Below are 23533 nucleotides of genomic sequence, written 5' to 3'. Positions count from 1 at the left end.
ATAGGGTGCAACAAAAATCAGAGGCGGGATACAGCCTGGCGAATGCCTGGGGAAAAGTCAGGGGACAACAAGGGGGCATCCATCATTCGCCCAACAAAAAAAGCCACTCAATCGAGTGGTTTAATCTTATGATTCTAAAACTAAAATTTGGTGGCCCCTGCTGGACTTGAACCAGCGACCAAGCGATTATGAGTCGCCTGCTCTAACCACTGAGCTAAGGGGCCGTGGCGGTGAATTATAAAGTAACTCCCCGCAGCAATCCAGCCATTCACACCTGCCTGCTGTTTTTATAAACAACGCATAATCAATCCTTTATACTTCCCTGACGATGTATCGAGCGGGAGTAAAGATGATCAACGATATTCTGGCCCCAGGCCTGCGGGTGGTGTTCTGCGGAATCAACCCGGGCAAGTCCTCGGCGCACACCGGTTTTCACTTTGCCCATCCGGGCAATCGCTTCTGGAAGGTGATCTACCAGGCCGGGTTCACTGGCAGATTACTCAAGCCGGAAGAGGAACAGCATCTGCTGGACACGCGCTGCGGGATCACCATGCTGGTCGAGCGGCCTACGGTACAGGCGAGCGAGGTCAACCTGCATGAGCTGCGCAGCGGCGGACGGGAGCTGATCAAGAAGATAGAGGATTATCAGCCGGCCGCGCTGGCGATCCTCGGCAAGCAGGCCTACGAGCAGGCGTTCAGCCAGCGCGGGGCTAAGTGGGGTAAGCAGAGCATCACTATCGGCGTGACGCAGGTGTGGGTGCTGCCGAACCCGAGCGGGCTCAACAGGGCGACGCTGGATAAGCTGGTAGAGGCGTATCGGGAGCTGGATGAGGCGCTGATGGTGCGGGGGCTTTAGGGCCTCTGCGGCCTGATGCCCTCACCCTCTCCCACAGGGAGAGAAAATAAACAAAAAAAAGCTCCCGATTGGGAGCTTTTTCACTGTCAGGATCGATTAATCGTCCAGGAAGCTACGCAGTACTTCAGAGCGGCTTGGATGACGCAGCTTGCGCAGCGCCTTCGCTTCGATCTGACGGATACGTTCGCGGGTAACGTCGAACTGTTTACCCACTTCTTCCAGCGTGTGGTCGGTGTTCATATCAATACCGAAACGCATACGCAGGACTTTCGCTTCACGAGCGGTCAGGCCGGCCAGAACGTCGTGCGTCGCAGCGCGCAGGCTCTCGGTGGTGGCAGAGTCCAGCGGCAGCTCGAGGGTGGTATCCTCGATGAAATCACCCAGATGCGAATCTTCATCATCACCGATTGGTGTTTCCATGGAGATTGGCTCTTTGGCAATCTTCAGCACTTTACGGATCTTGTCTTCCGGCATCAGCATGCGCTCGGCCAGCTCTTCCGGCGTCGGCTCGCGGCCCATCTCCTGCAGCATCTGGCGGGAGATACGGTTGAGCTTGTTGATGGTCTCAATCATATGCACCGGAATACGGATGGTGCGCGCCTGATCCGCGATAGAGCGGGTGATAGCCTGACGGATCCACCAGGTTGCGTAGGTGGAGAACTTGTAACCACGACGGTATTCAAACTTATCTACCGCTTTCATCAGACCGATGTTGCCTTCCTGAATCAGATCCAGGAACTGCAGACCGCGGTTGGTGTATTTCTTGGCGATAGAGATAACCAGACGCAAGTTCGCTTCAACCATCTCTTTCTTCGCGCGGCGGGCTTTCGCTTCACCGATGGACATACGACGGTTGATGTCTTTAACCTGCTCGATGGTCAGGCCGGTCTCTTCTTCAATCTGCTGCAGCTTCTGCAGACCGCGATGCACATCGTCCTTCACGTCGTGCAGTTTTTCAGACCACGGCTTGTTCATCGCGATAGCCGCGTTGAACCAGGTTTCGCTGGTTTCGTTGCCGGTGAAGAGGGTGATGAAGTTCTTCTTCGGCATTTTGCATTGCTCAACGCACAGCTTCATGATGATGCGTTCCTGGGTACGTACGCGATCCATCATCACGCGCATGCTGTTTACCAGGTAGTCGAACTGTTTTGGCACCAGGCGGAACTGTTTGAATACCTCAGACAGCTTGAGAATCTCTTCCTGAGCGGCGGCATGGCTGCGGCCTTTCGCTTTGATGGTGTCGCGCGTCACTTCGTACTGGGTACGCAGCTCGGCAAACTTCTCACGCGCCAGCTCCGGGTCGATGCTGTTGTCATCGTCCGCGGTGTCGTCGTCGCTCTCTTCCTCATCTTCGTCTTCGTCATCATCCATCTCTTCCTGAGACAGTTCAGAACCGACGTGAGTGGCGGTAGGCGCCATATCTTCTTCAGCGTTCGGGTCGACAAAACCGGTGATCAGGTCGGACAGGCGCGCTTCTTCCGCTTCAACGCGATCGTACTGCTCCAGCAGATAGGTGATCGCTTCCGGGTACTCGGCAACAGAGCACTGAACCTGGTTGATCCCGTCTTCGATGCGTTTTGCGATGTCAATTTCGCCTTCGCGGGTCAACAGTTCAACGGTACCCATTTCGCGCATGTACATGCGGACCGGGTCAGTGGTACGCCCGATTTCAGATTCCACGCTGGACAGTACCTGTGCAGCAGCTTCTTCCGCATCTTCGTCAGTGTTGTTGGAGGTTTCAGCCAGCAACAGATCATCGGCATCCGGTGCTTCTTCCATCACCTGAATGCCCATGTCATTGATCATTTGGATGATATCTTCGATTTGATCTGAATCGACGATATCTTCCGGCAGATGGTCATTGACCTCGGCATAGGTCAGATAGCCTTGCTCCTTACCACGTTGGACAAGAAGTTTCAGCTGTGACTGCGGGTTTTGCTCCATAAGACGGTATCCACACTTAATTCGTTTGATTGGTGTCGGCGATGGGGCTGCCAACCTTTAAAGCGAGGGCGTACTTATATTTTTGCCGCTGCCTCTCAGTGCGGCTGCCGGGGGCTTCCCGATCGATATTCGGCACTTAAGCCGTTAAATTTTTTATTTCTTCGCCAGTTCCTGGTTAATCATCCAGAGCTCCCGGCGTTCTTCGCTGCTTAAACCGTGTGTGCGCTCGCGAGCTATCAACTCTTCCTGGCGCAGCTCAAGCATCGAATCAAACATATGGTTGAGTGAGTCGGTGAACGTTTTTTCTGCGATGTCCTTATCTGCTATATCGTCCCACATCGACAATTTTTCAAGGGTAGCGGCCTCTTTTGTGCCGCGATAATGTTCTAAAAGTTGTCCGGTGGTCAGACCTGGCTGAGACAAACACGTGTTGACCAGTTCTGAAAATAAGCCAAGTCCGGGCAATTTTTCGTGGTTTAAACCCGCCAGCGACGGCACCTGCGGCGCAAGCTCGGGGTTTTGGACCAGCAACCCTATCAGTATACGCATGGTTGTGCGTTTTAGCTGAGGCGCGGGCCGAACCGCACCGTTTTCAGCCTGTTTTGGCATTAAACGTTCAAGCTGGCTGTCATCCAGAATGCCGAGCTTGTTGCCTAACTCCTGACGCAGATAGATGCGCAGCGTTTCGCCGGGCACCTGGCTGATTAACGGCAGCGCCAGCGTACTGAGCTGCGCGCGCCCGTCAGGGGTACTCAAATCGACCTGCGGCATCAGGCTGTTAAACAAAAACGTAGAGAGCGGCTGAGCCTGCTCCATCCGCGCTTCAAACGCCGCTTTGCCCTCTTTACGCACCAGCGTATCTGGGTCTTCGCCGTCGGGCAGAAACATAAAGCGTAGCTGACGCCCGTCGGTCATATACGGCAACGCGGTTTCCAGCGCGCGCCAGGCGGCGTCGCGCCCTGCGCGGTCACCGTCGTAACAGCAGATGACGTTGTTGGTCACCCGGAACAGCAGTTGAATATGATCGGCGGTGGTGGACGTCCCTAACGACGCAACCGCGTAGTTGATGTCGTACTGCGCCAGCGCCACGACGTCCATATAGCCTTCGACGACCAGAAGACGCGGAGGTTCCGCATTATCCTGCTGCGCCTCATAAAGACCGTACAGCTGGCGGCCCTTATGGAAAATATCGGTTTCCGGGGAGTTGAGGTATTTCGGCAGGGCATCACCCAGCACGCGACCACCAAAACCTATTACCCGGCCACGCTTGTCGCGGATCGGGAACATCACCCGTTCGCGGAAGCGGTCGTAGCTTCGTCCCTGGTCGTTAGTGACCAGCATGCCTGCATCGATGAGAGACTTACGATCTTCGCTATTGCCGCCAAAACGCTTTAACACGTTGTCCCAGCCGGGCGGGGCGTAACCAATAGCGAAACGCGCAATAACATCGTTGCTCAGGCCGCGCTTGTTCAGATACTGACGCGCAGGCTCAGCCGCAGATTGCTTAAGAGACTGTTGGTAAAACGAATTCAGGCCATCCATCAGTTGATACAGCGTTTGCCGTTGATGGCGCTCGATCTGACTTGGCCCACTGCCTGCTTCATACGGCACTTCAAGGTTATGCATCGCCGCCAGCTCTTCGACGGTTTCAACGAACTCGAGCTTGTCGTAGTTCATTAAAAAATCGACGGCATTACCGTGTGCGCCACAGCCGAAGCAATGGTAGAACTGCTTTTCACCGTTTACGGTGAAGGAGGGGGTTTTTTCGTTATGGAACGGACAGCACGCATGGTAGTTCTTGCCCTGCTTTTTTAGCTTTACCCGCGCGTCGATGAGATCGACGATGTCGGTTCTGGCAAGCAGGTCATTGATGAAAACGCGTGGGATTCTTCCGGCCATATGCCCCAAAATTTTAAGCGACTTATAAACGAAAACAAGCCGCGCATTCCTTCCGGAAGCACGGCCTTACGACTATTACTCTGTCTGTCAATTGAGGGCTGAGGCCCTCAACCAATTAGTACAGACGAGTACGGCGTGCGTTTTCGCGAGCCAGTTTCTTCGCGTGACGTTTCACAGCGGAAGCTTTAGCGCGCTTACGTTCGGTCGTTGGTTTTTCATAAAACTCACGACGACGAACTTCAGCCAGAACACCTGCTTTCTCGCATGAACGTTTGAAGCGACGCAGTGCTACGTCGAACGGCTCGTTTTCACGTACTTTAATTACCGGCATGTAACTCTCACCTTTAATAAATTCGGTTTGCCGCTGGCATCAACGCCAGCTTATTTCAAAATGGTGCGGAATTTTACTGCAAATGCTGCTGCTTTGTAAAGCACCGATGCGATTTTGAAAGGGACTTTAATAAGGGTGAGGAGTATACACGAGCCTTCTTCCTGGGGCGAACAAAGTTTTACATCAACCCGCCCAGGCTCTACACTGCGCGGTATTGAAACGAGGTAAAACAAGTCATGCGTGTACTGGGTATTGAAACATCCTGCGATGAAACCGGCATCGCCATTTACGACGACGAAAAAGGGCTTCTGGCCAACCAGCTGTATAGTCAGGTGAAATTGCACGCTGACTACGGCGGTGTCGTACCTGAACTGGCCTCTCGTGACCACGTGCGTAAAACGGTTCCCCTGATTCAGGCGGCGCTGAAAGAAGCGGGATTAACGGCAAAAGAGATTGATGCAGTGGCGTACACCGCAGGCCCTGGTCTGGTCGGCGCGCTGCTGGTTGGCGCAACGGTTGGCCGTTCACTGGCGTTCGCGTGGGATGTGCCGGCGATCCCGGTTCACCATATGGAAGGGCACCTTCTGGCGCCGATGCTGGAAGAGAATCCGCCTGAATTCCCGTTTGTGGCGCTGCTGGTCTCCGGCGGCCATACGCAGCTGATTAGCGTAACGGGCATTGGCAAGTATGAGCTGCTGGGCGAATCGATCGATGACGCCGCCGGTGAAGCATTCGACAAAACCGCCAAGCTGCTGGGGCTGGATTATCCTGGCGGCCCGATGCTGTCAAAAATGGCGTCGCAGGGAACGGAAGGGCGCTTTGTCTTCCCGCGTCCGATGACCGACCGTCCAGGGTTGGATTTCAGCTTCTCCGGGCTGAAAACCTTCGCGGCGAATACGATCCGTAATAACGATGACAGCGAGCAGACCCGCGCGGATATTGCGCGCGCATTTGAAGATGCGGTGGTGGACACCCTGATGATCAAGTGTAAGCGCGCGCTGGATCAGACCGGCTTTAAGCGTCTGGTGATGGCGGGTGGCGTCAGCGCTAACCGCACGCTGCGCGCGAAGCTCGCCGAGATGATGCAAAAGCGTCGCGGGGAAGTGTTCTATGCTCGTCCGGAATTCTGCACCGACAACGGCGCGATGATCGCTTACGCGGGAATGGTGCGCCTGAACGCGGGTGCAACGTCCGACCTCAGCGTGTCCGTGCGTCCGCGCTGGCCGCTGGCGGAACTGCCGGAGGCGTAATCCCTCACCCTAACCCTCTCCCACAGGGAGAGGGTATTATGGCCCTACACCCGCAGCATCCCTTTCTCTTCCAGAAACGCAATAATCGTCGCTAACCCGTCACCCGCCTTCAGGTTGGTAAAGGTCCAGGGACGCTCGCCGCGCATGCGGTTAGTGTCGCGCTCCATCACCTCCAGCGACGCGCCGACGTACGGCGCGAGATCGGTTTTGTTGATCACCAGAAAATCGGATTTGGTGATCCCCGGCCCGCCTTTACGCGGGATTTTTTCCCCTTCGGCCACGTCGATCACGTAAATGGTCAGATCCGCCAGCTCCGGGCTGAACGTTGCGCTCAGGTTGTCTCCGCCGCTTTCAACGAAGATCAGATCCAGATTGCCGAACTTCTCGCTTAACGCCTCCACCGCCGCCAGGTTCATCGACGCATCTTCACGAATGGCGGTATGCGGGCAGCCGCCCGTCTCCACGCCCACGATGCGCTCCGGCTCCAGCGCGCCTGCCTCGGTCAGTATGCGCTGATCCTCTTTGGTGTAGATATCGTTGGTCACCACCGCAAGATGGTAGGTGTCGCGCATCGCCTTGCAGAGCGCTTCCAGCAGCGCGGTTTTGCCCGACCCTACCGGGCCGCCTACGCCCACGCGCAGGGGATGTTTGTAATCAGCCATGTTGACTCCTCAGGAACGGAATAGTCGTGAATATTGGGTTTCGTGGCGCGCGGAGGCGATGGCGGACAGCGGCGTTGCTGCCCCCAGCGCGCCGTCGCTACGTAAAAATGCCTGTTCAAAACCAGCGGCGTAATGGTCGCCCAGTTCGATAATCAGCTGCTGCGCAGCCTGTTGCCCAAACGGCACCAGCTTGACGCCCGCCATCACCGCGCTCTCCATCCAGCTGTAGCCGAGGCTCAGCGCCAGTTCGCGTGCGCTAATGCCCCAGCGCACGCCGAGCCAGGCCATGCCGCAGAGCTGGCTTTGCATAAACAGCGGCAGCCATTCGGGCGGACAGTCAGGTTCCCAGCTTTTAATCAGCCGCGTAAACGCCGCTCCACGGTTGCGCTCCTCTTCGCGCAGCTCGCGCGTTTCCCGGCAGGCGAGAAGGTATGCCGTCCAGCGTTTGGCATTTGTAAGAGAGCGTTGCTCACAGGCCTGATAAAGACGGATAAACAGCGGCAGATCGACGCAGAAAAAGCTCTGCTCCATCTGCTGAATTTGCCAGCGTTTGAACGCGTCGGCGTCGGTGACCCAGCCTGCCTCAACGGCCCACTCCAGCCCCTGCGACCAGGTAAACGACCCGACCGGCAGGCTGCTGCTGGAGAGCTGCATCAGGCGCAGCCTCTGGCGGGCGTGCTCCATCAGCTCATCAGCGCCAGCAGGGCAGAGACGATCAGCCCGCCGCCCAAGGTTTTACGCAGGCCGTCGTGACGGCGCAGCAGCAGCCCTGCGGCAAAGCTGGCGCACAGCACCGTGGCGCTGGCGAGCATAAAGCCGCTGGTGAAGAGCCAGAAGCTGTGGCCGGACATCTCCACGCCGTGCGCCCAGCCGTGGAACATCGCCAGGGCAGGTACCGCCAGCAGCAGACGGTTTTCAGTTTTAAACATCATCACGCCGGATACCGCCAGCGAGGCGATAATCAGCATCTCCATGCCGCTGAAGCCGCCGAGCAGGCTGCCCGCAATGGCGCCGACAAGCATCATCCCGAGGGTGGCAAACGGCAGCAGGAGTTTGCGACCGCTCAGCGCCGAGAGCACGCCCGCACCGGTGAGCATCAGCAGGTGATCGAGTCCTGTCAGCGGGTGGAGAAAACCGGCCTGAAAGCTGTCGGTGCCGTGGCCGGGATGCGCGAGCGCGGGAACGGAAAAAGCCAGCAGTAACAGCGGTAAATACTTGCGCATGATGGATCCTTAATGTGAATGAGCGTGAGAATGGCTGTGGCTGTGGGCATCGCTGGCGTAAGCACCCGCTTCCGGTTCAAACGGCAGGCTGGCGTAGGTCACGTCCAGCCCGAACTGGCGCAGCATGTCGTCGAGAACGTGGTCGTGGTGATAGCGCAGCTCGCCGGGCATGATCTGCAGCGGCACGTGGCGGTTGCCCAGGTGGTAGCAGGCGCGGGCGAGCAGGAACGGATCGGCGCAGCGCACCACGGAAACTGACTCTGGGGCGGCGATCACTTCGATGACCTCGCTGCCGTCGTCGGTAGTCAGCAGGTCGCCCCCGCGCAGCAGCAGGCCGCGCGGCAGCATCAGCCCGGCTTCGCGGCCGTCGTTCAGCGCTACGCGGGCGCGGCTTTTCACCCGCACGTCAATCGGCAGCGTGACGCTGGCGGTAATCGGATGCGCATGGTCCAGGCGTTGGGTTAAATAGATCATCATCACTCCTCAAAACAGGAAATAGCGTTGCGCCATCGGCAGAACGTCAGCCGGTTCGCTGGTTATCAGTTCGCCGTCGACGCGCACCTCGTAGGTTTGCGAGTCGACGGTGATATTCGGCTGCAGGCCGTTGTGGATCATGTCCGCTTTTTTCACCGTCCGGCAGCCTTTCACCACCGCGGTAGCGCTCTGCAGGTTGAGCTGCTGCGGGATGCCGTTCGCACTGGCGGCCTGCGAGATAAACGTCAGTCGGGTAGCGTGGCGCGCGGCGCCCAGCGCGCCAAACATCGGGCGGTAATGCACCGGCTGCGGCGTAGGGATCGAGGCGTTGATATCGCCCATTGGCGCGCAGGCGATCATCCCGCCCTTGACGATGGTGGCGGGTTTGACGCCGAAGAACGCCGGGGACCAGACCACCAGATCCGCCAGCTTGCCCGCCTCAATCGAACCGACTTCATGGGCGATGCCGTGGGTGAGCGCCGGGTTAATGGTGTATTTGGCGACGTAGCGCTTCACGCGGAAGTTGTCGTTCTCGCCGGTCTCTTCCGGCAGCGCGCCGCGCTGGACCTTCATGCGGTGCGCCACCTGCCAGGTGCGGATAATCACTTCTCCGACGCGGCCCATGGCCTGTGAATCTGACGACGTAAGCGAGAACGCGCCGATGTCGTGCAGCACGTCTTCCGCGGCGATGGTTTCACGACGAATGCGGGATTCGGCAAACGCCACGTCCTCGGCGATATCCGGATCGAGGTGATGGCAGACCATCAGCATGTCGAGATGCTCATCGATGGTGTTCACCGTATAGGGCAGCGTCGGGTTGGTGGAGGAGGGCAGAATATTCGGGTGCGCGCAGGCGGTGATAATATCCGGCGCGTGGCCGCCGCCCGCGCCTTCGGTGTGGAAGGTGTGGATGGTGCGCCCGGCAATGGCCGCCAGCGTGTCTTCGACAAACCCGGACTCGTTCAGCGTGTCGCTGTGCAGCGCCACCTGAATATCCATCTCGTCAGCCACCTCCAGCGAGCAATTGATGGCGGCGGGCGTCGCGCCCCAGTCTTCGTGGATCTTCAGCCCGATGGCGCCTGCGGCAATCTGCTCGCGCAGGGCGTCCGGGTTGGAGCCGTTACCTTTGCCGAGCAGGCCAATATTCACCGGCAGCGTATCGGCAGCCTGCAGCATGCGGGCGATATACCATGGCCCCGGCGTGCAGGTGGTAGCGTTGGTGCCCGCCGCCGGTCCGGTGCCGCCGCCGATCATGGTGGTGACGCCGGAGACCAGCGCCTCTTCCGCCTGCTGCGGGCAGATCCAGTGGATGTGGGTGTCGATCCCGCCGGCGGTGACGATCTTCCCCTCGGCGGCAATCACTTCCGTTGCCGCGCCAATCGGGATCGTCACGCCGGGCTGAATGTCCGGGTTCCCGGCTTTGCCGACGGCGAAGATCCGTCCGTTCTTGACGCCGATATCGGCTTTTACGATCCCCCAGTGATCGACGATCAGCGCGTTGGTAAGAACCAGATCCACGCAGCCGTCTGCGGTCATCTGCCCCTGACCCATACCGTCGCGGATCACCTTTCCGCCGCCGAACTTGACCTCTTCGCCGTAGACCGTGAGATCGTCTTCCACTTCGATCCACAGCTCGCTGTCGGCCAGCCGCACTTTATCTCCGGTGGTGGGGCCGAACATATCGGCATACGCCCGGCGCGAAATGTCAGCCATGTTTCACCTCGCCCATTACCTCGCCGCGAAAGCCGAAAATGCGCTGCGCCCCCGTGACCTGAACCAGCGTAACTTCCCGCTTCTGGCCGGGCTCGAAGCGCACGGCGGTGCCCGCCGGGATGTTCAGTCTGAAGCCTTTGGTGGCTTCCCGATCGAACTTCAGCGCCGGGTTGACCTCGTAAAAGTGATAGTGCGATCCAACCTGAATCGGCCTGTCGCCGTGATTTTCGACAACCACGCGTTGGGTTTCACGCCCGACGTTGAGGGCAATCGTGCCGGGCTGGATCTGGTATTCACCTGGGATCATCACGCGCTCCTTAGACGATCGGGTTGTGGACGGTGACGAGCTTCGATCCGTCCGGGAAGGTGGCTTCGACCTGAATATCCGGGATCATTTCCGGGACGCCCTCCATGACCTGGTCGCGCCTCAGAACGTGGCGGCCCGCTTCCATCAGCGAGGCGACGGTTTCGCCATCGCGCGCGCCTTCCATAATGAAGGCGCTGATAAGCGCGACCGATTCCGGGTAATTGAGCTTTACCCCGCGCGCAAGGCGGCGTTCGGCAACCAGCGCGGCGGTGAAAAGCAACAGCTTGTCTTTTTCTCTGGGGGTCAGTTCCATAACGTTTCTCTTATGTCTGCCAGATACGCGGCGAACAGGCGGTTTTGGTGGTGAGAAGCGGGCGAAGCGACTGCCAGATGTCGCGCATCACCCGCTGGCAAATCAGGTTGTCGTCGGAGATAAAACGCACCGACAGCAGATCGTCAACGAGCGTTGCACCTGCATAATTTTCCAGCGGTGAGAGCCGTTCGCGCACCGCGTCGAGATGTTCTTCTTTGGCCGGATAGAACAGCAGCGTGCCGAGCCACGGATGTCCGGCGACGGGCGTGAGATCGCCGTCGCTAAGATGCTGACGCTCAATCAGGCGCGGCTCGTCTTCAACCCAGATTTCAAGGCGGCTTTCCAGCGTGCCGTGGCTAAAGGTCTCACCAATCACCGGGCGCCCCAGGCAGTACAGCTCCCACGCCAGCAGCGTGCTGGAGGCCTTCAGGTGAAAAACGGAGCGCAGTGCGGCATTCGCGCCGGGAAAGATAATGGTGTCCTGCGGCAGCCACTCCAGCGTGGAATCTTCAGCGAGGTAAAAATGCTGGTTCAGACGGGCCTGCGGGCCGCTGCTGCGATAGAACTTGCTGGCCCCGGGCATGGTGATGAGCGCGTGGCTTTTGGCGTCCAGCCGAACGGAAATGTCCAGCGTATCGCCGCCCACAATCCCGCCGGGCGGGTGCAGCAGGTAAAGGTGGCAGGTTTCGCCTTCGGGGTAAAACGGACGTTGAACGGTGAGCGGCCCGACGTGGTGGGCGGAGTACAGGAGGGTTTTCTCAGGGGTGTGACAAAACTGCAGGGCAAGCGACGCCTGCCAGCCTTTATACGTATTATCAGTGACCTGAGCTGCTAACATGCTGCATCCATTTCCACACCATCGGGATACGTTTCAGTATGCCCTGGCGGAAATGAAGCCTGTCATATGAGTCGCTTATGGATGGGCGGGCAGGAGAAATACAAAAGCACGGCCTGGGCCGTGCTCTGTATAAGCAATGACGAGACTATTTCAGGTGCTCATGCAACGCTGCACCTGCCTGCTCAAGCGCAACTTTCACCGTTGGCTCCTGGCTCAGCGGGTTAAGCAGGCCGTAGTCGTGGATCATGCCGTTATAGCGCGTGACGGTCACCGGGACGCCAGCAGCATCCAGTTTACGCCCGAATGCTTCACCTTCATCCCGCAGAACGTCCAGCTCCGCCGTCTGGATCAGCGTCTCGGGGAAGCCTTTCAACTGCGCGGTGCTGGCGCGAAGCGGAGAGGCAAGGATATTGTTGCGATCGGCAGCGCTGGTGGTGTAGTTATCCCAGAACCATTTCATCATGTTTTTCGACAGGAAATAGCCATTTTCGAACTGGTTATACGAGGCAGTATCAAAGTTCGCATCGGTAACTGGCCAGAGCATGACGTTGTAGCGAATCTTCGGCCCATTGAACTGTTTGGCCTGCAGCGCCACCGAAGCCACCATGTTGCCGCCGACGCTGTTACCCACCAGACCCAGACGGCTACCGTCCACGCCAATTTCCTGACCGTGCCCGGCTACCCATTTTGTCGCTTCATAGGCCTGATTAATTGCTACCGGGAAATGGGCCTCAGGTGACGGGGTGTAATCGACGTAAACCGCAGCGGCACCCGAAGCGCGAACAAGGTCGCGGATTAAGCGTTCGTGGGTAGGGAAGTCACCGAGCACCCAACCGCCGCCGTGAAAGAACATAAAGGCGGGGAGCGTGCCGCTGGCGTTTTCAGGTTTCACTATTTTCAGTTTGATCGCCTGACCATTTACCTGGATCGTTTTTTCAGAAACCTGAGCGGGCGGAAGTTTTGCGCCTTGCTGCGCACCAATCAGTACCTGGCGGGCCTCCTGCGGGGTCATCTGTTCCATTGGCTTACCCTTGCCGGAATTCAAAACATTAAGAAATGCCTGTACGCCTGCGGTCGGAGTTGGGGTATTGGTGGTTTGAGCGGATGCCGCGGCTGACGCGAAGACGGAAGAAATCAGGATGGCGGTTAGTGTTTTCATGGTAATGCCTCTTTAAGCGTATTGGATCGGATGAGATAACTAAAGAGTGCGCTACTTAGTTGTTGGTGTAATACTTGCGCGCAAGATACTTTTAGTCAAACATTATTTATAATTTTTTTAGGCAACCGATTTGGAGTTGATAGAAAAATGAAAGAAAACAAAACGCTAGACGATTTACTTTGCTTCTCGCTGTACTCGGTCACCAACGCGTTTGTTCGCCAGTATCGCCCCTTACTGCAAGAGATGGACCTGACCTATCCGCAATTCGTTGTTTTGATGGCGCTTTATGAGAAAGACAACATCCCACTTCGCGATCTCAGCGATAAGACGTTTTTTGATTCGGGCACATTGACCCCGCTTGTACAAAAGCTTGAGGCAAAAGGATTCCTCAACCGTATCGCGGTTGTGGGTGATGAAAGGATGAAAAATGTTGTACTGACCGACAAGGCCAAAGACCTGAAGAAACGGGTGATGGCATTGCCGGATCAGATTCGCTGCAGCATGAGGATGAATGACGATGAGCTTGAGACGCTAAAAAAACTCTCCCGAACGCTGCTCGACGATTTGTAATAACCCTTCGGTGGGTTGAACCCACCGAAGTAATGTGTCGTTACCGATAGTCCTCTGCATCCACATCATATCCGGACGGTTCCCAGCGGATCGCCAGCAGCGACGCCAGGCCGATAAACGGCGCCAGCGCAATCACCCAGAACACGGCGGTATCCAGCGAGGCGACCAGCAGCGGGAACAGGAACAGTGAGAGCGTCGAACTGCTGCGCATCAGCGTCTGGTTGAGACCCACGCCCACGCCGCGCAGCGAGGTCGGGTAGCTCAGCGAGGCAAACGTCATGGTATGCGCGCCCGGGCCGAAGCCCTGACCGAACAGGAATAGCGCCAGCATGGCTACGGCAAGCACGCCTTCAGAGGCACCTTCCGGTCGGCCAATCAGCGCCAGGCCAAGCAATGCGACAAGCTGGCAGGCATAACCCGCCAGCGACATCCGCCAGGCGCCGAAGCGCGGCACGTAGCGTACCGCCAGCAGTCCGCCGACGAAGGCAAACAGCAGGTTAAGCGCCAGAGAAATGAGAATGGTGGTGAGCATCGACTGGACGAAGAAGCTGGAGATGATCACCGGCAGGCCAAACGCCACGGCGTTATAGGCAAATGACGAGACCACGGAAAGCAGCGTGGCGAGCGTCGTGCGACGCAAGTAGATGCCGCGGAACAGGTTCAGATAATTTGACCATTTCGCTTTATTCACGACGGGTGCGGGCTGGCCGAGCGCGTCCTGCGGTACGTGGGCGTTGATGTTGTACGACTGCCGCAAAATGGACGCTGCCTCTTTCAGGTTGCCCTGATTCGCCGCCCAGACCGGAGATTCGCTCATATAGCGGCTGCGGATGGCGATAATCACCAGCGCGGGCACCGCGCCAAAGCCGAGAATCAAACGCCACAGCCAGTCGCTGTGGCTCTCCGGCAGCACGGCGTAGAAGAAAAGCACCAGCAGGTAGGAGATACTGATGGCGGCATACCAGGTGGGGCACCACATCGCGACGCTGGAGGCCTTATTTCCGGGTCCTTTTAGCCTGGCGAACTCGCTTAAAAACGCCATCGCCACGGGAAGGTCGATCCCAACCCCCAGCCCCATCACAAAGCGGGCGCCCGCGAGCACATATTCGTTCGGGGCCAGCGCACAGGCGATCGCTGCCACCACGAAGAACACCATATCAGCCATAAAAACGCGGTAGCGCCCGATTTTATCCGTGAGATAGCCGCCGAGCAGCGCCCCGACGATAGCGCCAAAGGTAATCGCCGAGGCCACCATGCCGGTACCGGCGGGCGTCAGGCTAAATTCGCGGGTGATGTCTTTAATGCCAAACGCCAGCGCGCCCAGATCGTAGGCATCAAGGAAAATGCCGCCCAAAGCGATACCGACCACGATACGGGCATTTGCCCGGCCCTGAGAACCGTCATTAACGAGGCGTGATACATCCGATGCGCTGCGCACCCACTGGATGTCGCCATCAGGAGGATTACCTGTCGTTGAAAGGGGAGTTGATTCTGTGATTTCAGCCATTTTCTTCTTATGTGGTTGTGTTGTGTCCCTAACAGTTACCACAGGCAGAAGGTGACCAAAATCACATTTGGCTATAAGGCATAACTAACCCTTCGGAGCGTCTTTTTTCTTTCTCTTGAGCTTCGTCCAGATTTTGGTCTCCTGACGACGCCACAGGCGCTGGATATTGTCGTGATGACGCAGCAGGATAAGACAGGAGAGCATCGACACCGGGAAGGTGAACTGGGGTTTGAACCACCACACGTAGAACGGGGCGATCAGCGCGCTGACGATAGCGCCCAGCGACGAATAGCCGCTCAGAAGAATGGTCAGAAGCCAGGTCCCGGCCATGACGCCGGTTAAGTCCCAGCCGATAGGTGCAATCGCACCGAAGGCCGTCGCAACGCCTTTTCCGCCTTTGAAGCCGAAGAATACGGGCCAGATGTGACCGACGCAGGCGGCAATAGCAATGAGCCCGAGCCAGAAAGGCGTAACGCCCAGCGCATAGGCGCCCCAGACGGGCAGCATCCCTTTCAGTACATCAAAAATCAAAACCGCTACGGCTGCTCCCTTGCCGCCAATTCGTAGTACGTTGGTCGCCCCCGGATTCCCGGAACCATTTTCACGCGGGTCAGGTAACCCGGCAATGCGGCAGACCAGAATGGCGCTGGAGATTGAGCCGCAAAGATAGGCGAGGAGGATCATTCCAGGCGCGATTGCACTCATAACGCTGTTCCGTTTTGAAAATGTATCTGTATTCTCAGCATCTGTGGATAATACGCATAATTCGCCGGAAGTGGTATCCGGTTTAGCCAAAAAGCAGGCAGGTCGTGATGGATATTGTATTTATAGAGCAACTTTCGGTAATCACCACAATTGGTGTTTACGACTGGGAACAGACCATCGAGCAGAAACTGGTGTTCGATATCGAAATGGGATGGGATAACCGCAAATCGGCAAAAAGCGATGACGTGAACGACTGTCTGAGCTATGCCGATATCAGTGAAACGGTCATCGCCCACGTTGAAGGGCAACGTTTTGCGCTGGTCGAACGGGTGGCGGAAGAAGTCGCAGAATTGCTGTTGAAAAAATTCAACTCACCGTGGGTGCGCATCAAGCTTAGCAAGCCGGGAGCGGTGGCGCGCGCCGCCAACGTAGGCGTCATCATTGAGCGTGGCACAAATCTGAAAGGAAAGATTTAACGTCATAATTGCTAAACCATTTTAGGTTATACCGGTCTCAAGACTGTATCTTATCGGTTGTCCATATGGGACACCGTTTTTTTATATCTTTTTAGGGGTTTATAGATGAGCGATATGCACTCGCTGCTGGTGGCGGCAATACTGGGTGTGGTCGAAGGATTGACGGAGTTTTTGCCGGTCTCCAGTACGGGCCATATGATTATCGTTGGCCATCTGCTGGGCTTTGAAGGCGATACCGCAAAAACGTTTGAAGTGGTGATCCAGCTGGGGTCTATTCTGGCGGTGGTCGTGATGTTCTGGCGTCGCCTGTTTGGCCTGATCGGCATCCATTTTGGTCGTCCGCCTCAGCACGAGGGGGCCGGTAAAGGTCGCCTGTCGCTGATCCATATTCTGCTCGGGATGATCCCTGCGGTGGTGCTGGGCCTGGTGTTCCACGACGCCATCAAATCGCTGTTTAACCCGATTAACGTGATGTACGCGCTGGTGGTAGGTGGCTTCCTGCTGATCGCAGCGGAAGTGCTGAAGCCAAAAACGCCGCGCGCGGAAGGCCTGGACGATATGACGTATCGTCAGGCGTTTATCATTGGCTGCTTCCAGTGTCTGGCGCTGTGGCCGGGCTTCTCGCGTTCAGGCGCTACCATCTCCGGCGGGATGCTGATGGGCGTAAGCCGTTACGCCGCGTCAGAGTTCTCGTTCCTGCTGGCGGTGCCGATGATGATGGGCGCCACCGCGCTTGACCTCTATAAAAGCATTGGTTTCCTTACCACGGGCGACATTCCGATGTTCGCCGTTGGCTTCATCACCGCCTTTATCGTGGCGCTGATTGCCATTAAAACCTTCCTGCAGCTGATTAAGCGTATCTCGTTTATTCCGTTCGCGATCTATCGCTTTATCGTGGCGGCTGCGGTGTACGTGGTCTTCTTCTGACCGATGGCCCTCAGTCTTTCGGCTGAGGGCAATGCTTTTCCTTCCAGTCCGACACCGCCTGAATTCGCCGTTTCGTGAGCTCTTCGCGAATTTCCGGCCCTTTGAATCCCGCTTCGACAACGTCCTTCGTGGGCACCGCTTTCGCTACATCCCAGGCTTTACGCAGTAAACGTCCCTGCGGGTAATCGCACGCTTCAAACCCGGTTCGACCGCGCACGTCAGCTTCGCTGGTGAGCGCGATTTGCTCTACGCGCTGGGGTTTGCGCCAGGCGTCGATGTTATCGAAAAGCTTAACGATGGTGGCCGGCTTCAGGATCGGGAAGGTGTGGATCAGATCGTGGAACTCGGCCACCAGTTTCGCCAGATCGCGGATCTCGTTCGGCACGCGCAGACGCTGGCACAGCCCCTCGACCAGCTTCACCCCTGCCGGGCCGTGCCCGTGGTGGCGAGGCCAGAATTCTTTTGGCGTTAGGCCTTTGCCGAGATCGTGGCACAGGGTGGAAAAGCGCACGTCCACGTCAGGGCTGAGCATGGCGGCCATGCTCAGGGTCATCAGCGTGTGTACGCCGGTATCAATTTCCGGGTGCCATTTTGCCGGGGCAGGTACGCCAAACAGCGCGTCTATTTCCGGGAACAGCACCTTCAGCGCGCCGCAGTCGCGCAGGACCTGGAAAAAGACCTGCGGGTTGCGCGTGGTGAGGGCATTTTCCGTCTCTTTCCAGACGCGCTCTGGCGTCAGGTGTTCAAGCTCGCCCGCCTCGGTCATGGCGGTCATCAGCGCCATTGTTTCATCGGCAATACGGAAACTGAGATGGGCGTAACGCGCGGCAAAGCGCGCCACGCGGAGCACGCGGAGCGGATCTTCTGAAAACGCCGGGGAGACGTGACGCAAAAGGCGGTTGCGCAGATCGTCCTGACCGCCATAGGCGTCAACGATCTGCCCGTCCTCGTCCTGCGCCAGCGCGTTGATGGTGAGATCGCGGCGCAGGAGATCTTGCTCCAGCGTCACGTCCGGCGCGGCATAGCAGGTAAAGCCCGTATAGCCCGAGCCCGATTTCCGCTCAGTACGCGCCAGGGCATACTCTTCACGGCTTTTCGGGTGCAGGAACACGGGAAAATCGCGGCCTACCTGCTGGTAGCCCGCGTCGAGCATCTCTTCAGGGGTGGCGCCAACCACCACCCAGTCTTTATCTTTGACCGGCAGACCTAACAACGCATCACGTACCGCACCACCGACAAGATAACTCTTCACGCCCAACTCTCCCGTTTTCTCTTTTCCAGAATGATACGTAAGTCTGGCAGAGAAGACGAATTAGTTCATCCAGCGGTCTTTACGCTTGCGGCTTGGGATCAGATGCGGCAACACCAGACCCAGCACCAGACCCACGCCCAGCACGCCGCCACCATACATAAACCACTGCATGATGATGGTGCGCTGTTTGTCGTCGAGCTGCAGATTGGCGGCATTCACCTTTTTCTGCGCGACAATCAGCTCGTTTTTCAGTTTCTGGTTCTCTTCTTTCAGACCGTTAATCACACCGTCGCTTTGCGCCACTTTCTGCTGCATTTCAGCGGTGCGCTGGTTCCAGGTGCCGTCGATGTTGTTCAGCTTATCGGTCAGGGTCTTCACCTGGTTTTCCAGATCGGGAACGCGCGTGCGCAGGCTTGGCACGGTGCTCAGCTCTTTCAGCGGGATCCAGGAAGTGCGGCCGGTACTGTCGCGAACCTGACCGTAATTGGTGTCCGCGTTGGTCTGTAACAGGGTGACTTCCTCGCCGGCATTCACCGTGCCCACGAGGCGATAATTATCTCCGGGGCCACTGCGTACCCAGGTGTTCAGTTCGTCAGAAACGTAACGCTTCTCTTCAGCGTGCACTGCGGTTGCGGCGCTAAAAGCGAGTAAAGTAAGTCCAATCAGGCGTAATTTAAGCATCATTAGTCGTTATTTTCATAAATAGTGGAACGATAGTAGTGGCAACAGTGTCTCTACGCAAAGCATTCGTCAGCAATCAGAATCATCTGTGTCACGACTCTATACATTTACGCCCGACAAATTGCTCATTGCATGGCAATTTGGCGCAAAATACTATGTACTGACAAACAAATGGCGAGGAAGTTCGCCCTCATTGACGCGTCTGTGACGCCCGCAAAAGTACAAGGCTATGGCACAAGAAATCGAATTAAAGTTTATCGTCGAAAAAGACAGCGTTGACGCACTCCGCCAGCATCTGCATACGCTTTCCGGCGAACACCATGCACCGGTACAACTGCTTAATATCTATTATGAAACGCCAGACAGCTGGCTGCGCCGCCATGATATGGGGCTGCGCATCCGCGGCGCGAGCGGGCGCTACGAGATGACGATGAAAATTGCCGGCCGCGTGGTCGGCGGTTTACATCAGCGCCCGGAATACAATATCGACATCAGCAAGCCGGAACTTGAGCTGGAACGTTTCCCGGCGGAAGTCTGGCCAGATGGCGAGCTGCCTTCCACGCTGGCGGAACAGGTGCAGCCGCTGTTCAGCACCGATTTCTGGCGCGAGAAATGGCTGGTGACGGAAGGCAAAAGCCGCATCGAAATCGCCCTCGATCTGGGGGACGTGAAGGCGGGTGATTTCCAGGAGCCGATTTGCGAACTCGAGCTTGAGCTGCTGGAAGGGGACGCAAATGACGTGCTGAAGCTGGCGCGCAGGCTGGTGAACCAGTCCGGACTGCGTCAGGGAAGCCTGAGTAAAGCCGCGCGGGGTTACCATCTGGCCGCCGGAAATGCGCCGCGCGTGCTGAGAGAGACGACCATCCTGCTCGTTGCGCCGAAAGCCAGCGTTGAGCAGGGCCTGGAAGCCGCGCTGGAGCTGGCGCTTTCTCAGTGGCAGTACCATGAAGAGCTGTGGGTGCGAAATGTGAAAAACGCGAAATCCCACGTGCTGGCGGCGATTGCCCTGGTGCGCCATACCCTGGCGCTGTTCGGCGGTATCGTTCCTCGCAAAGCGAGCGCTCACTTACGCGATCTGCTGACGCAAACCGAAACGCTAATGCTCTCGGACGTCTCGGCGCAAACGGCGATTTACAGCCCGCAGGCCGCTTCGGCAAAACTGGCGCTGACCGAGTTTCTGGTGACGCGCGGCTGGCGCGCCTTCCTGGATGCGAAAGCGGAGGCCAAAATCGCGGAAAACTTTAAGCGTTTCGCAGATATTCATCTTTCCCGTCATGCGGCCGAACTGAAGAGCACCTTTGCGTATCCGCTCGGCGATAAGTATGGCGATCAGCTTCCCCGTCTTTCGCGCAACATCGACAGCATGCTGCTCCTTTCCGGTGCCTACGATGGTCCAAAGGAGCAGGCGTGGCTGGAAAACTGGCAGGGGCTGAAGCATGCCATTGAAACCCGTCAGCATATCGAGATAGAGCATTTCCGTAACGAGGCCATTTCGCAGGAGCCGTTCTGGCTGCACAGCGGAAAACGTTAACTCTGGCAAGGAACCCCTATAATGCCGCTTTCTTCACCGTTACAGCAGCAGTGGCAGACCGTTTGCGAACGTCTGCCTGAGTCATTACCGGCGTCATCGTTAAGCGAGCAGGCAAAGAGCGTGCTCGCCTTCAGTGATTTTGTGCAGGAAAGTATCACCGCCAACCCGGACTGGCTTGCGGAGCTTGAGAACGCGCCGCCGCAGGCGGACGAGTGGCGGCATTATGCCGGCTGGCTGCAAACCGCACTCGAAGACGTTGCGGATGAAGCCACGCTGATGCGCGTCCTGCGCCAGTTCCGCCGTCGGGTGATGGTGCGCATTGCCTGGGCTCAGGCGCTGGAGCAGGTGAGTGAAGAGAGCACGCTGCAGCAGTTAAGCGAGCTGGCGCAAACGCTGATTGTCGCCGCGCGCGACTGGCTCTACGCCGCCTGCTGTAAAGAGTGGGGCACGCCGTGCAGCGAGGAAGGGGCTCCTCAGCCGCTGCTGATTCTGGGGATGGGCAAGCTGGGCGGCTGCGAGCTGAACTTCTCCTCCGACATCGACCTGATTTTTGCCTGGCCCGAGAACGGCTCCACGCGCGGCGGCCGTCGCGAGCTCGACAACGCACAGTTCTTTACCCGCCTCGGCCAGCGTCTGATTAAGGCGCTGGACCAGCCCACGCAGGACGGTTTTGTTTACCGCGTGGACATGCGCCTGCGCCCGTTTGGCGACAGCGGACCGCTGGTGCTGAGCTTTGCCGCGCTGGAGGATTACTACCAGGAGCAGGGGCGCGACTGGGAGCGTTATGCGATGGTTAAAGCGCGGATCATGGGCGACAGCGACGACGCTTACGCCAACGAGCTGCGCGCCATGCTGCGCCCGTTCGTGTTCCGTCGCTATATCGACTTCAGCGTGATCCAGTCCCTGCGTAATATGAAAGGGATGATCGCCCGTGAGGTGCGCCGTCGTGGTCTGAAGGACAACATCAAGCTCGGCGCGGGCGGTATTCGCGAAATTGAATTTATCGTCCAGGTCTTCCAGCTTATTCGCGGCGGCCGTGAGCCGTCCCTGCAGTCCCGCTCGCTGCTGCCGACGCTGAGCGCCATCGAGCAGCTGCACCTGCTGCCGGACGGCGATGCGCAAACCCTGCGCGAGGCCTACCTGTTCCTGCGCCGTCTGGAAAACCTGCTGCAAAGCATCAATGACGAACAGACCCAGACCCTGCCGGGGGATGACCTTAACCGGGCGCGTCTGGCCTGGGGGATGCGCGTGGATGACTGGTCAACGCTGACCGAACGGCTGGATGCCCATATGGCAGGCGTGCGCCGCATCTTTAACGAGCTGATCGGTGATGACGAAAGCGAATCGCAGGACGATGCGCTTTCCGAGCACTGGCGCGAGCTGTGGCAGGACGCGCTCCAGGAAGATGACACCACGCCGGTGCTGACGCACTTAACCGACGACGCGCGCCATCGCGTGGTGGCGCTGATCGCGGATTTCCGTCTTGAGCTGAACAAACGCGCCATCGGCCCGCGCGGCCGTCAGGTGCTGGATCACCTGATGCCGCACCTTCTGAGCGAGGTCTGCTCGCGGGCGGACGCGCCGGTGCCGCTGTCGCGCATGATGCCGCTGCTGAGCGGGATTATCACGCGTACCACCTATCTGGAGCTCCTGAGCGAGTTTCCGGGGGCACTCAAGCACCTGATTACGCTCTGCGCCGCCTCGCCGATGGTGGCCAACAAGCTGGCGCGTTACCCGCTGCTGCTGGACGAGCTGCTCGATCCGAACACGCTGTATCAGCCCACGGCGACGGATGCCTACCGGGACGAGCTGCGTCAGTATCTGCTGCGCGTGCCGGAAGAGGACGAAGAGCAACAGCTGGAGGCGCTGCGCCAGTTTAAGCAGGCTCAGATGCTGCGCGTGGCGGCGGCGGACATCGCCGGAACGCTGCCGGTGATGAAAGTGAGCGATCACTTAACCTGGCTCGCGGAGGCGATCATCGACGCGGTGGTCCAACAGGCGTGGGTGCAGATGGTGGCGCGCTACGGCCAGCCGAAACACTTGGCCGAACGTGAAGGACGCGGATTCGCGGTTGTGGGGTACGGCAAGCTTGGCGGCTGGGAGCTGGGCTATAGCTCCGATCTGGATTTAATCTTCCTGCACGACTGCCCGGTTGACGTAATGACCGACGGCGAGCGTGAAATTGACGGGCGTCAGTTCTACCTGCGCCTGGCGCAGCGCATCATGCACCTGTTCAGCACCCGCACCTCGTCGGGCATTTTGTATGAAGTGGATGCCCGTCTGCGTCCGTCCGGCGCGGCGGGCATGCTGGTGACCTCGACGGAGTCCTTCGCCGATTACCAGAAGAATGAAGCCTGGACGTGGGAGCATCAGGCGCTGGTGCGCGCTCGCGTGGTGTATGGCGATCCGCAGCTCAAAACGCAGTTTGACGTCATCCGTAAGGAGGTTATGACCACCGTGCGTGATGGCAGCACGCTGCAAACGGAAGTGCGGGAAATGCGTGAGAAAATGCGCGCGCATCTCGGCAATAAACACCGCGATCGCTTTGATATTAAAGCCGACGAGGGCGGGATTACCGATATTGAGTTCATTACCCAGTATCTGGTGCTGCTACACGCCCACGACAAGCCGAAGCTGACGCGCTGGTCCGATAACGTGCGCATTCTGGAGCTGCTGGCGCAAAACGACATCATGGACGAGCAGGAGGCGCAGGCCTTAACCCGCGCCTATACGACGCTTCGCGATGAGCTTCATCACCTGGCGTTGCAGGAGCAGCCGGGGCACGTGGCGCTGGACTGTTTTGCTCATGAACGTGCTCAGGTAACGGCCAGCTGGCAGAAGTGGCTGGTGGAACCGTGCGTAACAAATCAAGTGTGATATTATCGCGCGCAAATTGTGAATCTTTCTGGAGTCAG

Annotated in this window: 23 protein-coding genes and 1 tRNA gene; 7 read left to right on the top strand and 17 right to left on the bottom strand. The window is 57.9% G+C overall.

Annotated features, from left to right (window positions below; all coding sequences use genetic code 11):
* Window positions 1-148: 148 nt before the first annotated feature.
* Window positions 149-224 (bottom strand) — tRNA-Ile (locus INF68_RS07445).
* Between the two features lie 125 nt (window positions 225-349).
* Between INF68_RS07445 and mug the strand changes: the two genes are divergently transcribed.
* Window positions 350-856: a G/U mismatch-specific DNA glycosylase gene (gene mug, locus INF68_RS07440; RefSeq protein ID WP_126785767.1), complete on the top strand. Its 507-nt coding sequence runs from the start codon at window positions 350-352 to the stop codon at window positions 854-856.
* A gap of 96 nt (window positions 857-952) precedes the next feature.
* On the opposite strand, the gene rpoD is transcribed toward mug, so the two are convergent.
* The 3 genes from rpoD to rpsU all read right to left on the bottom strand — a co-directional run bounded on the left by rpoD (window position 953) and on the right by rpsU (window position 5030).
* Entirely contained in the window at window positions 953-2800 is a 1848-nt protein-coding gene (rpoD, locus tag INF68_RS07435; protein ID WP_032642138.1) for an RNA polymerase sigma factor RpoD, read from the bottom strand.
* Window positions 2801-2953: 153 nt separating this feature from the next.
* Window positions 2954-4699 carry a DNA primase gene (gene dnaG, locus INF68_RS07430; RefSeq protein ID WP_109845792.1) on the bottom strand — a complete coding sequence of 582 codons (1746 nt, stop codon included), beginning with the start codon at window positions 4697-4699 and terminating at the stop codon, window positions 2954-2956.
* 115 nt (window positions 4700-4814) lie between these two features.
* Window positions 4815-5030, bottom strand: coding sequence for a 30S ribosomal protein S21 (gene rpsU / locus INF68_RS07425; RefSeq protein ID WP_001144069.1), 216 nt, complete (start codon window positions 5028-5030; stop codon window positions 4815-4817).
* A 236-nt stretch (window positions 5031-5266) separates the two neighbouring features.
* Here rpsU and tsaD point away from each other — a divergent pair, with 236 nt between their 5' ends.
* Entirely contained in the window at window positions 5267-6280 is a 1014-nt protein-coding gene (gene tsaD / locus INF68_RS07420; RefSeq protein WP_032650276.1) for a tRNA (adenosine(37)-N6)-threonylcarbamoyltransferase complex transferase subunit TsaD, read from the top strand.
* Window positions 6281-6324: 44 nt separating this feature from the next.
* Here tsaD and ureG read toward each other — a convergent pair whose 3' ends face one another.
* The 9 genes from ureG to INF68_RS07375 all read right to left on the bottom strand — a co-directional run bounded on the left by ureG (window position 6325) and on the right by INF68_RS07375 (window position 12969).
* Window positions 6325-6942 carry an urease accessory protein UreG gene (gene ureG, locus INF68_RS07415; protein WP_014071813.1) on the bottom strand — a complete coding sequence of 206 codons (618 nt, stop codon included), beginning with the start codon at window positions 6940-6942 and terminating at the stop codon, window positions 6325-6327.
* Between the two features lie 9 nt (window positions 6943-6951).
* Window positions 6952-7626 (bottom strand): urease accessory protein UreF, encoded by a 675-nt coding sequence (locus INF68_RS07410; protein ID WP_109845791.1) that lies wholly within the window; start codon window positions 7624-7626, stop codon window positions 6952-6954.
* On the bottom strand, window positions 7626-8165 hold the full coding sequence (locus INF68_RS07405) for a HupE/UreJ family protein (RefSeq protein WP_109845790.1): 540 nt from the start codon (window positions 8163-8165) through the stop codon (window positions 7626-7628). Before INF68_RS07405 ends, INF68_RS07410 begins: the two co-directional genes overlap by 1 nt.
* Before the next feature lie 9 nt (window positions 8166-8174).
* Window positions 8175-8639: an urease accessory protein UreE gene (ureE, locus tag INF68_RS07400; protein ID WP_039263017.1), complete on the bottom strand. Its 465-nt coding sequence runs from the start codon at window positions 8637-8639 to the stop codon at window positions 8175-8177.
* Between the two features lie 9 nt (window positions 8640-8648).
* Entirely contained in the window at window positions 8649-10352 is a 1704-nt protein-coding gene (gene ureC / locus INF68_RS07395) for an urease subunit alpha (protein WP_059446130.1), read from the bottom strand.
* Window positions 10345-10659, bottom strand: coding sequence for an urease subunit beta (locus INF68_RS07390; protein WP_045404057.1), 315 nt, complete (start codon window positions 10657-10659; stop codon window positions 10345-10347). Before INF68_RS07390 ends, ureC begins: the two co-directional genes overlap by 8 nt.
* A 10-nt stretch (window positions 10660-10669) precedes the next feature.
* Window positions 10670-10972: an urease subunit gamma gene (locus INF68_RS07385; protein WP_006811999.1), complete on the bottom strand. Its 303-nt coding sequence runs from the start codon at window positions 10970-10972 to the stop codon at window positions 10670-10672.
* Window positions 10973-10982: 10 nt separating this feature from the next.
* On the bottom strand, window positions 10983-11810 hold the full coding sequence (locus tag INF68_RS07380; protein ID WP_126785768.1) for an urease accessory protein UreD: 828 nt from the start codon (window positions 11808-11810) through the stop codon (window positions 10983-10985).
* 145 nt (window positions 11811-11955) lie between these two features.
* Window positions 11956-12969: an alpha/beta hydrolase gene (locus INF68_RS07375; protein ID WP_126785769.1), complete on the bottom strand. Its 1014-nt coding sequence runs from the start codon at window positions 12967-12969 to the stop codon at window positions 11956-11958.
* Between the two features lie 147 nt (window positions 12970-13116).
* Between INF68_RS07375 and INF68_RS07370 the strand changes: the two genes are divergently transcribed.
* On the top strand, window positions 13117-13539 hold the full coding sequence (locus INF68_RS07370; protein ID WP_045356087.1) for a MarR family winged helix-turn-helix transcriptional regulator: 423 nt from the start codon (window positions 13117-13119) through the stop codon (window positions 13537-13539).
* A 40-nt stretch (window positions 13540-13579) separates the two neighbouring features.
* On the opposite strand, the gene INF68_RS07365 is transcribed toward INF68_RS07370, so the two are convergent.
* Both INF68_RS07365 and plsY read right to left on the bottom strand, forming a co-directional pair.
* Window positions 13580-15046 carry an MFS transporter gene (locus tag INF68_RS07365; RefSeq protein WP_126785770.1) on the bottom strand — a complete coding sequence of 489 codons (1467 nt, stop codon included), beginning with the start codon at window positions 15044-15046 and terminating at the stop codon, window positions 13580-13582.
* A gap of 84 nt (window positions 15047-15130) precedes the next feature.
* A complete protein-coding gene (plsY, locus tag INF68_RS07360; RefSeq protein ID WP_023309216.1) occupies window positions 15131-15751 on the bottom strand; it encodes a glycerol-3-phosphate 1-O-acyltransferase PlsY in 621 nt (206 codons plus the stop codon).
* Between the two features lie 107 nt (window positions 15752-15858).
* On the opposite strand from plsY, the gene folB reads away from it, so the two are divergent.
* Window positions 15859-16227 (top strand): bifunctional dihydroneopterin aldolase/7,8-dihydroneopterin epimerase, encoded by a 369-nt coding sequence (gene folB / locus INF68_RS07355; protein ID WP_023309215.1) that lies wholly within the window; start codon window positions 15859-15861, stop codon window positions 16225-16227.
* Window positions 16228-16332: 105 nt separating this feature from the next.
* Window positions 16333-17154, top strand: coding sequence for an undecaprenyl-diphosphate phosphatase (gene bacA / locus INF68_RS07350; protein WP_126785771.1), 822 nt, complete (start codon window positions 16333-16335; stop codon window positions 17152-17154).
* 10 nt (window positions 17155-17164) lie between these two features.
* Here the strand turns inward: bacA and INF68_RS07345 are convergent, their stop codons facing one another.
* A complete protein-coding gene (locus INF68_RS07345) occupies window positions 17165-18406 on the bottom strand; it encodes a multifunctional CCA addition/repair protein (RefSeq protein ID WP_023309213.1) in 1242 nt (413 codons plus the stop codon).
* A gap of 60 nt (window positions 18407-18466) precedes the next feature.
* On the bottom strand, window positions 18467-19087 hold the full coding sequence (locus tag INF68_RS07340; RefSeq protein WP_024906484.1) for a TIGR04211 family SH3 domain-containing protein: 621 nt from the start codon (window positions 19085-19087) through the stop codon (window positions 18467-18469).
* Between the two features lie 229 nt (window positions 19088-19316).
* Between INF68_RS07340 and INF68_RS07335 the strand changes: the two genes are divergently transcribed.
* Both INF68_RS07335 and glnE read left to right on the top strand, forming a co-directional pair.
* Window positions 19317-20618 carry an inorganic triphosphatase gene (locus INF68_RS07335; RefSeq protein WP_126785772.1) on the top strand — a complete coding sequence of 434 codons (1302 nt, stop codon included), beginning with the start codon at window positions 19317-19319 and terminating at the stop codon, window positions 20616-20618.
* A gap of 18 nt (window positions 20619-20636) precedes the next feature.
* On the top strand, window positions 20637-23495 hold the full coding sequence (glnE, locus tag INF68_RS07330) for a bifunctional [glutamate--ammonia ligase]-adenylyl-L-tyrosine phosphorylase/[glutamate--ammonia-ligase] adenylyltransferase (protein WP_126785773.1): 2859 nt from the start codon (window positions 20637-20639) through the stop codon (window positions 23493-23495).
* Window positions 23496-23533: the final 38 nt, after the last annotated feature.

It is taken from the genome of Enterobacter cloacae complex sp. P16RS2, assembly GCF_014982155.1.
Taxonomy (GTDB): domain Bacteria; phylum Pseudomonadota; class Gammaproteobacteria; order Enterobacterales; family Enterobacteriaceae; genus Enterobacter; species Enterobacter cloacae_M.
This window is presented reverse-complemented; position numbering and strand designations above follow the sequence as displayed.